The sequence below is a fragment of the Mesorhizobium sp. M6A.T.Cr.TU.017.01.1.1 genome (assembly GCF_004023115.1).
Classification (GTDB): Bacteria; Pseudomonadota; Alphaproteobacteria; order Rhizobiales; family Rhizobiaceae; genus Mesorhizobium; species Mesorhizobium mediterraneum.
Genome location: NZ_RZTA01000038.1, coordinates 18,201 through 30,633, shown reverse-complemented (window position 1 = coordinate 30,633; position 12,433 = coordinate 18,201). Strand labels below are relative to the sequence as shown.

The following is a 12,433-nucleotide window of genomic DNA, read 5'->3' as shown; positions in this document are numbered from 1 at the left end:
GTCAAGGCACTCTTCCAAAACCCAACGCCGTTCCCGAAAGCAGGACATGATGACTTCGAGACCTTCGATCGCCTTCGCCAAATTCGCAGCGCCCAAAAAGGGCAGTGTCTTCGTGCTGGCGGCCAACGATGGCGGTCTCGGCGATGCGGCAAAGGCTTGCGATCCGGCAAAGACCCTGGAGCGGGCGTTTCCGGTGGCCGACTTTTCCGGCAAGTTCGCCAGCCTGGTCGAAGTGCTGGCGCCGGAGGGCACATCGCTCGACCGGCTGGTGGCGGTCGGCGTCGGCAAGGTCTCGGGGCTCGACGACCATGCCTGGCTGAAGCTCGGCGGCACGATCGCTGCATCCTTGCGCAAGGCCACCGAGGTGACCGTCGTGCTCGATCTGCCGGATGCTGACGTCGGCGGCAGGCAAGCGGCACAGCTTGCCGCGGGCATCCTTCTGCGCAGCTATACCTTCGACAAGTACAAGACGAAAAAGGACAATAATGACGGCCAGCGCGATGGCAAGAAGGCCGAGCCCAAAAAGCCGGTCAAGGTGACCATCCACACCACCGATCCGGCGGCGGCGAAAAGGGCCTTCGCCGACGAGGTGGCGGTGATCGACGGGGTGCTCCTGGCGCGCGACCTGGTCAACGAACCGGCCAATATACTCGGGCCGGTGGAATTCGCCGCCCGCGTCAGCGAACTGGAAGCGCTCGGCGTCACGGTCGAGATCCTGGTCGAGAAGGATATGAAGAAGCTCGGCATGGGCGCGCTGCTCGGCGTTGCGCAAGGCTCGCCGCGTGGCGCCCGCATAGCCGTCATGCGATGGAACGGCGGCAAGGCCAAGGACAGCCTGGTTGCCTTCGTCGGCAAGGGTGTCACTTTCGACACCGGCGGCAATTCGATAAAGACGGCCTCCGGCATGGAGGACATGAAGGGCGACATGGGCGGCGCGGCCGCCGTGACAGGGCTGATGCACGCGCTGGCCGCGCGCAAGGCCAAGGCCAACGTCGTCGGCATCATCGGGCTAGTGGAAAATGCCGTCGACGGCCACGCGCAGCGTCCCGGTGACATCGTCACCTCGATGTCGGGTCAGACCATCGAGGTGCTCAACACCGACGCCGAAGGCCGCCTCGTTCTGGCCGATGCGCTGTGGTATTGCAACGATCGCTTCCAGCCGAAATTCATGGTCAATCTGGCGACGCTGACCGGCGCCACCATGGTCGCGCTCGGCCAGCACTATGCCGGGCTGTTCTCCAACGATGACGAATTGGCGAACAGGCTGACGAGCGCCGGGCAGGCGACGCAGGAACGAGTGTGGCGGATGCCGCTCGGCGCCGAATACGACAAGCTGATCGATTCGAAAAATGCCGACATGAAGAACATCGGCGGCCGCTACGGCGGCGCCATCATCGCGGCGCAGTTCTTGCAGCGCTTCGTCAAGGATACGCCCTGGGCGCATCTCGACATCGCCGGCACCGCGATGGGCGCGCCGTCCAGCGAGATCAACCAGTCATGGGCCTCCGGCTTCGGCGTCAGGCTGCTCGACCGACTGATGCGCGACAATTACGAGGGGTGAGGCCTTTCAAGGCGCAATCATGGCTGACGTCCTATTCTATCACCTGACCGAATCGACGCTGGAGGATGCGCTCCCCGGCCTGCTCGAGCGCAGCGTCGATCGCGGTTGGCGCGCCGTGGTGCAGGCCGGCACTGAGGAGCGGCGCGACGCGCTGGACCAGCATCTGTGGATATTCAGAGACGATTCGTTCCTGGCGCACGCGACGGACCGCGAATCCCATCTGGCCGAGCAGCCGATCCTTTTGACCACCGGCCAGGACAATCCGAACGAGGCGCAGATACGCTTCCTGGTCGACGGCGCGGCGCCGCCGGAGCTTGGTAGTTATGAGCGCGCCGTGTTCCTATTCGACGGCCACGATGCGGCCCAGGTCGAGGCGGCGCGCATGCACTGGAAGACGATGAAGGAAGCCGGCCACGCGGTCACCTACTGGCAGCAGACTTCAGATCGGCGCTGGGAACGCAAGGCGTGAAGCTGCCGCCTTGGCTATCGTCAACCTGGGATCAGATCGCCGAGCAATCGGGTCGCGATGTCGAATAAAGAGCATCGGACCAAAAGTGGAAGAACCCTGAAAGGGTGGTTTGCTGATCGTTGAGACGCGCTACAACTGAAGCCGTTCAGCCAATTCAATGAAGTCGCTGATCACCAGGTCCCAGGCCTGATCAGGGTGCAAGTCCGTGGTCTGCGCTAATCCGTGCTCGGTCGGACGCGGGACAAAGGCTGTTCGCAATCCGCATGCCCGAGCCGCTGCAAGGTCGCCATTGTGAGCGGCCACAAGACAGATCTCATCTGGCTTCATTGCCAGGACGTCAGCGGTGCGAAGATAGGCTTCCGGCATCGGCTTGTACGCTCGCACGACTTCGGCGCCGAGGATCGCATCCCAGGGGATGCGGCTACGCTTCGCCATGTTGAGCATGAGGACGATGTTCCCGTTCGAGAGCGGCGCGATGATATAGCGGGCCTTCAGCCGTGTGAGGCCTGCCACCGCGTCCGGCCATGGCTCCAATCGGTGCCATGCCAGGTTCAGTTCGTCCAGCTCGGACGCCGGCACCGACGCCGGGTCGATCCCGAATTCTGGCAAAACAGCTTCCAGATTCTCCCGATGCAGCACGTCGAGCCGTGTAAAGGGCCGTCGGCCGCTGCGCACCTCCTCCATCGCTGGGGAGTAACGGCGGCGCCACGCATCCGCGAAAGCGGTAGGAATGGCCGTTCCGGCTCCATGCCGCTTCAGGAACGGTTCAGCTTCGCGCGCCACGCCGCTGCGCCAATCGACGACAGTGCCGAATACGTCGAATACCAAGGCACGTACACCATCCAATGGCATCACATTCGGCTCCTTGATCCGCACACTGCGTCTTTGGCATGGATCGGCCTGAGAAGTCGACCGCACGGACCCGGTCGGAAACGGGCTGGTTCGCCAACTCAGCTTGCCCTTCATGGATTAACCGGCCGTCGATCTTCTGGCAGCACCGGTTCCGTGTTCTCGACCTCATCGCCGTCATCTACCTGTCAAAAAAGTGTCAGGTGAGCTGGAATAGGCCTCGGCTTGGCCCGTTAACCCGCCATCTCAACCGGAGATGGAAGGTGCTTCCATGCTGCATAGCGTTCCCACGACGAGGGCCACAGTCGGTGCATTCGCCGATGCCGAAGGGCGGCAGGCATGGTTGTTCCGGCCGCTATCACCCAGATTGGTCATCGGCTTGCTTTCCCTGCAAGCTTGCACCTTTGTCATTCTTTACGGATTGGACGGCCTGCCGATTGAAGGCCGACTGTCGCTCTCGGTCTTCGCCGGGGTCCTGATCGCCTGGGTAGTGCTCGGCCTGCCCGACATGCCTGTGGCGCTCGCCGGCGCGCTTGCCCTTGTTGTTTCGGGTGCGGTCGACGAAGAGGCCCTCTTTGCCACGCTCGGCAGCGAAATCATCTGGCTCCTGATTGCCGCTTTCGTCATGGCGTCGGTCATGCGCAGCAGCGGTACCGCCGAGCGCCTGGCAGGCGTCGCGCTGACGCGCTGCAGGACGGTTTCCCGAATGTTCTGGGGCGCGACGCTGGTCATTGCGCTGACCGCCTTCGTGATTCCTTCTACCTCAGCCCGCGCGGCGATCCTCATGCCCGTGTTCTTCGGTCTTTCGAGTGCGATCGGCAGACCATCCGTGACCAGAGGGCTCGCGCTTCTGTTTCCCTCCGTCATCTTGCTCTCAGCCTGTGCTTCGCTGACCGGAGCTGGCGCACATCTGATTGCCGCCGATTTCATGAGGCGTGTCAGCGACACAGACATCGGCTTCGCCCACTGGGCGCTTCTCGGCGGGCCGTTCGGGTTCGTCACGAGTCTGCTTGCCTGCGGCCTGATCCAACTTCTGTTTCTGTCCGCCGAGGACCGCAGGGCCGCGATCGGCACGCTACCGGTCAGGCACCGTTCAAATTCATGCAGCGATGCTACCGTGCTGACAATCATGGGCGCGACCGTCCTGCTTTGGGCGACGAACGCGCTGCATGGACAGAATATTGCCGTCATCGCGCTCGTCGGTGCCTTGCTTGCCGCTTCCAAGCCGGTGTCGGGGATTTCGCTTAAAGAGGCGCTTAAGGGTGTCGAGTGGAACCTGCTTCTGTTCCTCGCGGCCACGCTTTTGATCGGCGAGGCGCTGCTCACCTCCGGCACCGCACGCTACCTCGTCGACCAGACGCTTGCGGCGCTCGGCGGCCACCTGTCATTAGCCCCATGGATGGTCATCGCCATCGCTGCCGTGATCTCAAGCCTGGCACATATCGTGATTATGTCTCGCACTGCGCGCGCGAGCGTCCTCATCCCAGCGGTTGCCTTGCCGCTTTCGGCGTTCGGCGTCGATCCATCGGTCCTAATCTTCGTGACGACGATCGGCAGTGGCTTCTGTCAGACGCTGATGGTCTCGGCAAAGCCGGTTCTCCTGTTCGGTTCTGCGGAGACCCTAACCTTCACACAGGCAGACCTCCTCCGGCTGGCTCTGTTCCTCTTGCCGCTCTTCGTCGCTCTGCTCGTCGCCTTCTCCTTGTTCGTCTGGCCGCTCCTTGGCCTGCCGATCGAAACACTTTCCACAATGCCCGCCAAGGCATGACTTCCGCCTGCTATTTTAGAAAGGAAACCAAAATGTCGATGACGATCCTGATTGCGCCTTCCGGTTTCAAGGAGAGCCTGACTGCCGATGAAGCGACGGCGTGCATCGCTGCCGGAATTCTACGGGCGATGCCGGACGCGACCATTCTCAAGGCGCCGATGGTCGATGGCGGGGAGGGCTTCACCAACGCACTGGTCAATCTGACCGGTGGCACGCTGCACCGGTTATCCGTCACTGGCCCGGTGGGGGACCCGGTAGACTCCTTCATCGGATTCATGGGTGGTCAGCCAGTCCGCACCGCCGTGATAGAAATGGCCGCAGCGGCGGGCCTGCGTCTCGTTCCACGGGATCGCCGCGACCCGTGCCTGACGACAAGCTTCGGCGTCGGCGAGCTCATCGGCGCCGCCCTCGATGCCGGTGCCGAGCGAATCCTGCTTGGCTGCGGCGACAGCGGCGTCAATGACGGTGGTGCCGGCATGGCCGAGGCGCTCGGCGTGCGGTTTCTCGACGATAGCGGCCGCCCGCTCGCGCGAGGCGGGGCCGCGCTCCGGCATCTCGCTTCTATCGACATGACGGGCATCGATCCCCGCCTCGCGAAGGTGCGGATCGATGCGGCCGTCAACTGGCACAATGTGCTGCTCGGACCCAAAGGTGTTGCCCGCGTGTTCGGTCCCCAGAAAGGAGCAACGCCGGCGCAGGTCGAGGAGCTTGCTGCAGCGATGGAAGTCCATGCCAAGGCGATCGAGCGTGCGACCGGCATTCAGGTTGACACCGCTCCGGGTGCCGGCGCATCGGGCGGCCTAGGAGCAGCCGTGCTCGGCCTTCTTCTGGGCCGGCTCCATCCGCGCTACGAGATCGTGATGCAGTATCTTGACCTCGACGCGTTGATCGATCGCGCGAACCTGGTGATCACCGCCGAGGGAAGCCTGGATGGCCAAACGCCCTATGGCAAGGTGCCATCCGAGGTGGCGCGCCGCGCCAAGCTGCGCGGCCTGCCCGTCATTGCACTCGCCGGAACGATTGGCAAAGGTGTGACGCTCAACTTCGAGCACGGCATTGATGCCTTCGCCAGCATTCTCAAACGGCCGTGCTCACTGGAGGAAGCGATCGAAAATGCCGGCAAGCTGCTGACGCGAGCCGCCGAGGATGCCGTGCGCCTGATGAGCGTTGGTATAAGGCTCGCCCGACCTCCAGCCCGCATTGTGCGGCGCATGGCAGAAAACGGCCTGGTATGCCACAGCGGCGACACCGGACTATTGCGGCCTCATAGCGATTAAAGCCGAAAAGGGGCTTTAGAGATCCGTCCTACCCGGCGATTTGCCTTAGCGAATGCGAACTCCGACCCACGAGCGCCAGTTGCCTCGAACGTCAGCTTTCGAGATGCCATCTCGGTAGGGGGAATGACCGACTAGGGTCACGGTTTCCGCTTCAACTTCTGGCGGAGAAGGGTCGTGAGCCGCAATTCAAACTGAGATGCTGCCCAGCCACTTGACGAAAGGATGACCGCGCGCAAAACTGCTAAGATGTCAGACCAATTTTGGATGTAGGTGGCCATGGCGCGCGGCGAACTGTCCGGGGCCACGCGTGTGGCAATCGCCACGCTCCCGCCGCTGGATCGCGGCAAGCAGGTCATGGAAGCGCTGGCCGACTATGTCGAGCGCGCCGCGCTGAAGAGCGGTGACCGGCTTCCGACCGAGCGCGAATTGATGGCCGCGCTTTCCGTCGGACGCTCGACGATACGGGAGGCGATGGGACGTTTCGAAGCGCTCGGCGTCACCGAGACCCGCAAAGGCAGCGGCACCTATCTGCTCAAGCCGATATCCGCCGGCACGATCCACTTGCCGCTGTCGCTCGATACGGCAGAGCTGCGCGACGGCCTCTTGCACACCCTTGAGGTGCGCCGCGGCATCGAGGCCGAGGCGAGCATGATCGCGGCGCGGCGGCGCACGACCGACGATCTGCGGACGATCGAGGAAAAACTCATCGAGATGGAGCGCGTCCATTTTGCCACCGGCACGTCGGGTCCGGAAGACCTGGCCTTTCACCTAGCCGTCTACGACGCCACGCATAACCCGCTTTTTCGACAGCTCCTGGGGCAGATGCGCGAAGCGTTCGAGCGCTTCTGGGACCATCCTTTCGATCGCCAGGATTTCGCGCGGCGATCGTTTCCGCATCACCGCGAGCTGTTCGATGCCATCGTCGCCAGGGACGCGGAGCTGGCACGCGGAAGAACGCTGAAGATCCTCGAGATCGTGGAAGAGGATATCGAGGAAATGTCGAAATGAACGGTCCCGATTTTTTCGACCAGGCATCGTTGATCGCCGCGCATGACGAGGGCAACGCCTTCGATGCCGTCGTGCCGCCGATCGTGCAGACTTCGCTCTTCACCTTCCCGAACTATGACGAGATGCTCGAGACATACCGCGGCGAAAAAGTGCGACCGACCTACACGCGCGGGCTGAACCCGACCGTGCGCATGTTCGAGGAAATGCTCGCAAAACTGGAAGGCGCCGAGGACGCTATCGGTTTTGCTAGCGGAATGTCCGCCATCTCGTCGGCAGTTCTGAGTTTCGTCGAGCCGGGCGACCGCATCGTCGCGGTCAGGCACATCTACCCGGACGCGTTCCGGCTGTTCGGGACGCTGCTCGCGCGCATGCGCATCGAGGTGACCTATGTCGACGGGCGCGACGAAGCGGCCGTCGCAAGCGCCCTGCCTGGCGCCAAGCTGTTCTATATGGAAAGCCCGACCAGCTGGGTCATGGAAACGCATGACATCGCTGCGCTCGCTGCGCTGGCGAAGTCCCGTGGCATCCCGACCATCATCGACAACAGCTGGGCCAGCCCGGTCTTCCAGCGGCCGCTGTCGCTCGGCGTCGATATTGTGGTCCACTCCGCGTCCAAATATCTGGGCGGCCACAGCGATGTCGTGGCCGGCGTGGTCGCGGGCTCGAAGGACTTGATCGGCCGCATCCGCGGCGAAGCCTATCCATATCTCGGCGGCAAACTGTCCCCATTCGATGCCTGGCTCTTGATCCGTGGCTTGCGCACGCTGCCGATCCGCATGCGCGCGCATCAGGCCTCCGGCCTCGAAATCGCACGGCGCCTGCAGGATCATCCGATCGTCGAGAAGGTCTGCCATCCGGGGTTAGCCAACCTGCTTCCCGCCGGGCTCACCGGCACGTCGGGCCTGTTCTCATTTGTCTTCCGCGACGGCATCGACATCCGGACGTTTGCCGACCGCCTCAAGCTGTTCAAACTGGGCGTGTCGTGGGGCGGCCACGAAAGCCTCATCGTGCCCGGCGAGGTCGTGCTGCAGCAGAAGGCCCAACCCAATTCCGCGATGGCGTTCGGCGTCCATCCGCGGTCCGTGCGTCTCCATGTCGGCCTCGAGGGAACCGAGGCGCTGTGGAGTGACCTGGAAACGGCGATCACAGCCGCTTCCGAAGAAAAGACCTGAAGCAACCAGACAAGAAGGGAACGGAAAATGAAGAAGCTTCTTATCGCGGCATTCGCCACCGTGCTGATGTCGGGTGCTGCACTCGCCGACACGACGCTGAAGCTCGTGGAGGTGATCACCAGCCCCGAGCGCACCGAAACCCTGAAATCGATCGTCTCCAAATTCGAGGCTGCCAACCCGGGCACAAAGGTCGAGGTCATCTCGCTACCCTGGGGCGAGGCGTTCCAGAAATTCGCGACCATGGTGTCCGCCGGTGAAATTCCCGACGTCATGGAGATGCCGGACACGTGGCTCTCGCTCTATGCCAACAACGGCCTTCTCGAAAGCCTAGAACCCTATCTTGCCAAATGGGAGCACACCTCGGGCCTCACCGATCGCGCGCTAGAGCTCGGCCGCGACGTGAACAACACCGCCTACATGCTGCCCTATGGTTTCTATCTTCGGGCGATGTTCTACAACAAGAAGCTGTTCCAGGAGGCTGGTGTCGCCGAGCCGCCCAAGACGATGGACGAGTTCGTGGCGGCGTCGGAGAAAGTCTCCAAGCTTCCGGGCAAATATGGCTACTGCCTGCGCGGCGGGCCGGGTGGTCTCAACGGCTGGATGATGTTCGGCGCAACCATGGCCGGCTCCAACAAATTCTTCAATGAAGACGGCACCTCGACGATGAACAGCGAAGGCTGGGTCAAGGGACTGACCTGGGTCGTCGACCTCTACAAGAAGGGATTGGCGCCGAAGGACAGCGTCAACTGGGGCTTCAACGAAATCGTCGCCGGTTTCTACACCGGCACCTGTGCCATGCTCGATCAGGATCCAGACGCGCTGATCGCAATCGCCGAGCGGATGAAGCCGGAAGACTACGGCGTCATGACCATGCCGAAGGGGCCGTCCGGCAAGACGTTTCCGACCATCGGCTACGCCGGTTGGTCGATGATGGCGGCCAGCCAGAACAAGGACCTCTCCTGGAAGCTGATCGAAACGCTCGAAGGGCCCGAGGGCAATGTCGAGTGGAACAAGCGCACCGGAGCGCTGCCGGTCCACAAGTCGGCCGAAAAGGATCCGTTCTACGCGAGCGAGCAGTTCAAGGGCTGGTTCGCCGAACTCGAGGACAAGGATGCGGTGCCGACGGTCATGCCGACCTACCTCGAGGAGTTCGCCTTCTTCAAGGACTCGATGGTCATCAAGACCAGTCAACAGGCCCTGCTCGGCGACATCACGCCCGAGGAAATGGCCAACCAGTGGGCCGACTATTTGACCAAGGCGCAGCAGAAATTCCTGGCCAAGAAATAAACGGCGCACCGCGAGCTTCGGAGCCGCTTATCGCGGGCGGCTCCGAATAGGTCTCGTCCATGGTCGATTGGAAGGATGGCGAATTGGAACGAAAGCGTTAGCTGATGGTTTTTGACGCCACCGCCGGCCTCCCGGAATCGCGCCGCCGGTCGCTGGTCGACCGGATCACGCGCCACGCCGAGCCATATCTTTACACCGCCCCGGCGCTGATTCTGATCGTCACCATCATGCTGGCACCGCTGGTGCTTGGCCTGTCCTACGCATTCCGCGACGTGCACTTGCTCAATCCCTTCTCTGGCGGCTATGTCGGGCTCGATCATTTTCGCACCCTTTATGACGACGACAATTTCTATCGGGCGCTGCGCAACACGCTATGGTGGACCGGCGCATCCGTCTTGCTGCAATTCGTGTTCGGCCTGATCCTGGCGCTGTTGCTCGACCGGCCGTTTGCCGGCCGCGCCATCGCGCAGGCGCTGGTGTTCCTGCCCTGGGCGGTGCCGACCTTCCTGACCGGGCTCAATTGGGCGTGGCTGTTCAATCCCGTCATCGGACCGCTGCCGCATTGGCTTTATGCCCTCGGCCTCATGAGCGAGCCAGCCAACATCCTTTCAAATCCGCAGCTTGCCATGTGGGGACCAATCATTGCCAACGTCTGGTGGGGCATTCCCTTCTTCGCCATCACGCTGCTGGCCGCGCTCCAGGCCATCCCGCGCGACCTCTACGAAGCGGCGGCGATCGACGGCGCCGGTGCGGTCAGGCGGTTCACATCGATCACCTTGCCGTTCCTTGCGCCGACCATTGCGATCACCGTGCTGTTGCGCACCGTCTGGATCTCGAATTTCGCCGACCTGATCATCGTCATGACCAGCGGCGGGCCGGCCGACCGCACGCAGATCGTCGCGAGCTACATCTTCACGCAGGCTTTCAGAGCGCTCGATTTCGGCTATGCCTCGGCCATTGCGCTGGTGCTGCTCGTCCTGCTGCTCGCCTATTCGATGCTGATCGTCATGCTGCGGCAAGTCCTGATGGACCGGGCCTGACGGATCGGGGATGACCAGATGAACAGGTATTCGATCTTCGGCACCGCGCTGCACCGCCTGGCGATCCTCTGCTACGTGGTCTTTGCGCTGTTCCCGCTGTTCTGGCTGTTGAAAGTATCGGTCACGCCGAACGACCTGCTCTATTCGGAGGGCGTGCGGATGTGGCCGTCGCGGATGAGCTTTGAACATTTCCGCTTCGTGCTGGCCCACAGCGCATTCCCGATCTTCTTCAGGAACAGCATGATCGTTGCCGGCGCGACGGCCGTGATCGTGACGCTGCTCGCGTCCCTCTCTGGCTATGCGCTGTCGCGCTTCACCTTTCGCGGCAAATACTGGCTGGTCGCACTGATGCTGCTCACCCAGATGTTTCCATTGGTGATGCTGGTCGCGCCGATCTTCAAGATGCTCTCGCCGCTCGGGCTGACCAACAGCCTGACCGGACTGGTCGTCGTCTACACCGCCTTCAACATTCCCTTCGCGACATTCCTGATGCAGTCGTTCTTCGACGGCATTCCCAAGGAGTTGGAGGAGGCGGCCAAGATCGATGGCGCCACGCAGTTCATGGCATTTCGCCAGATCGTCCTGCCGCTGACGCTGCCGGGCATTGCCGCGACGCTGGGTTTTGTGTTCACCGCCGCGTGGAGCGAACTGCTGTTCGCGCTGATGCTGATTTCGGGCAACAGCGCCGCCACGTTTCCGGTCGGTCTGCTCACCTTCGTGTCGAAGTTTTCGGTCGATTTCGGGCAGATGATGGCGGCCGGCGTGCTGGCGCTGATCCCGGCCTGCCTCTTCTTCCTGTTCATCCAGCGCTATCTGGTCCAGGGCCTGACGGCCGGCGCGGTCAAGGGCTGAGTGAGGTTTCATGGCATCGATCGACATCCGCAACGTTCGCAAGAATTTCGGCATCGTCTCCGTGCTGCACGGCGTCGATCTGGCGATAAAGAACGGCGAGTTCGTGGTGCTCGTGGGTCCGTCTGGCTGCGGCAAGAGCACGCTGCTGCGCATGATCGCCGGGCTCGAGGAGGTGACCGAAGGCGAGATCCGGATCGACGGCGTGCGCGTCAATGAGCGGGCACCTAAGGACCGCGACATCGCCATGGTGTTCCAGTCCTACGCGCTCTACCCGCATATGAACGTCGCCGAGAACATGAGCTATGGCCTGCGGATCCGGAAGGCCGCCCGCGAGAAGATCACAGCCGCCGTCAGCAACGCGGCCAGGAAGTTGGAGCTGCAGCCGCTGCTTGCGCGGAGGCCGAAGGCACTGTCGGGCGGTCAGCGCCAGCGCGTGGCGATGGGCCGCGCGATCGTGCGACAGCCCAAGGCATTCCTGTTCGACGAGCCGCTGTCCAATCTCGACGCGCGCTTGCGTGAGCAGATGCGGGCAGAGATCAAGAAGCTGCACCGCGATCTCGGCGCGACCTCGATCTATGTCACCCACGACCAGATCGAGGCGATGACACTGGCCGACCGGATTGTCGCCATGCATGAGGGCGTGGTGCAGCAGGTCGGCAGCCCGCTGGAACTTTACGACCGCCCGGCCAACCTGTTCGTCGCCGGCTTCATCGGATCGCCGGCCATGAATTTTCTGTCGGCACGCTATGAGGTCACTGGGAGCACGGCCGGCGCACGACTGCCTGATGGAACGCTGATTGCGCTGCCGTCAGCCTATCAACTCGAGGAAGGCGCGGCGGTGACGCTCGGCATCCGGCCGGAGCATGTCGAGATGTCGCCGGCTTCGGAGAGCAGCCTGAGGGCGACGGTCGACCTGATCGAGCCGACCGGCTTCGGCATCATTCTGCACCTTGGCCTGCATAGCCTGCCGTTCAACGTCTTCACGCTCGATCGGGCTGCGCTTACGGCCGGTCCGACGGTGACGGTCGCTTTCCCGCCGCAACATTTGCATTTGTTCGATGGGACTGGAAAGCGCGCATTGGAATCGGGCCTCCAGAAGAGGAAGAGCTGATCCTCCGTTCGGTTTCAGATCATTCGAATTTTCCCAAAA

General features: G+C 62.6%; 11 protein-coding genes. 10 read left to right on the top strand and 1 reads right to left on the bottom strand.

Features of this window, described 5'->3' with window-relative positions; translation table 11 throughout:
* The first annotated feature begins 49 nt into the window (after positions 1-49).
* Together EOB36_RS14740 and EOB36_RS14735 are read left to right on the top strand one after the other, a co-directional pair.
* The gene (locus EOB36_RS14740) at positions 50-1,561 is read left to right on the top strand and encodes a leucyl aminopeptidase (RefSeq protein ID WP_095483303.1); all 1,512 of its coding nucleotides are present in this window, start codon (positions 50-52) and stop codon (positions 1,559-1,561) included.
* 19 nt (positions 1,562-1,580) lie between these two features.
* The gene (locus EOB36_RS14735) at positions 1,581-2,030 is read left to right on the top strand and encodes a DNA polymerase III subunit chi (RefSeq protein ID WP_095483205.1); all 450 of its coding nucleotides are present in this window, start codon (positions 1,581-1,583) and stop codon (positions 2,028-2,030) included.
* A 129-nt stretch (positions 2,031-2,159) separates the two neighbouring features.
* Here the strand turns inward: EOB36_RS14735 and EOB36_RS14730 are convergent, their stop codons facing one another.
* On the bottom strand, positions 2,160-2,882 hold the full coding sequence (locus EOB36_RS14730; RefSeq protein WP_095483304.1) for a haloacid dehalogenase type II: 723 nt from the start codon (positions 2,880-2,882) through the stop codon (positions 2,160-2,162).
* A gap of 268 nt (positions 2,883-3,150) precedes the next feature.
* Here EOB36_RS14730 and EOB36_RS14725 point away from each other — a divergent pair, with 268 nt between their 5' ends.
* From EOB36_RS14725 to ugpC, 8 genes are all read left to right on the top strand, one after another.
* Entirely contained in the window at positions 3,151-4,647 is a 1,497-nt protein-coding gene (locus tag EOB36_RS14725; protein WP_158302505.1) for an SLC13 family permease, read from the top strand.
* Positions 4,648-4,679: 32 nt separating this feature from the next.
* Entirely contained in the window at positions 4,680-5,924 is a 1,245-nt protein-coding gene (locus EOB36_RS14720) for a glycerate kinase (protein WP_095483305.1), read from the top strand.
* A gap of 276 nt (positions 5,925-6,200) precedes the next feature.
* Positions 6,201-6,932 (top strand): FadR/GntR family transcriptional regulator, encoded by a 732-nt coding sequence (locus EOB36_RS14715; protein ID WP_128285118.1) that lies wholly within the window; start codon positions 6,201-6,203, stop codon positions 6,930-6,932.
* Positions 6,929-8,104: a PLP-dependent transferase gene (locus EOB36_RS14710; RefSeq protein WP_128285117.1), complete on the top strand. Its 1,176-nt coding sequence runs from the start codon at positions 6,929-6,931 to the stop codon at positions 8,102-8,104. Before EOB36_RS14715 ends, EOB36_RS14710 begins: the two co-directional genes overlap by 4 nt.
* Before the next feature lie 27 nt (positions 8,105-8,131).
* Complete coding sequence (locus EOB36_RS14705; RefSeq protein ID WP_095483209.1) at positions 8,132-9,391, top strand: sugar ABC transporter substrate-binding protein; 1,260 nt, start codon at positions 8,132-8,134, stop codon at positions 9,389-9,391.
* A 104-nt stretch (positions 9,392-9,495) separates the two neighbouring features.
* On the top strand, positions 9,496-10,431 hold the full coding sequence (locus tag EOB36_RS14700; protein WP_128285116.1) for a sugar ABC transporter permease: 936 nt from the start codon (positions 9,496-9,498) through the stop codon (positions 10,429-10,431).
* A gap of 18 nt (positions 10,432-10,449) precedes the next feature.
* Positions 10,450-11,283, top strand: a complete 834-nt coding sequence (locus tag EOB36_RS14695; RefSeq protein WP_128285115.1) for a carbohydrate ABC transporter permease — start codon at positions 10,450-10,452, stop codon at positions 11,281-11,283.
* A 10-nt stretch (positions 11,284-11,293) separates the two neighbouring features.
* Positions 11,294-12,394, top strand: a complete 1,101-nt coding sequence (gene ugpC / locus EOB36_RS14690; RefSeq protein ID WP_128285114.1) for a sn-glycerol-3-phosphate ABC transporter ATP-binding protein UgpC — start codon at positions 11,294-11,296, stop codon at positions 12,392-12,394.
* Positions 12,395-12,433: the final 39 nt, after the last annotated feature.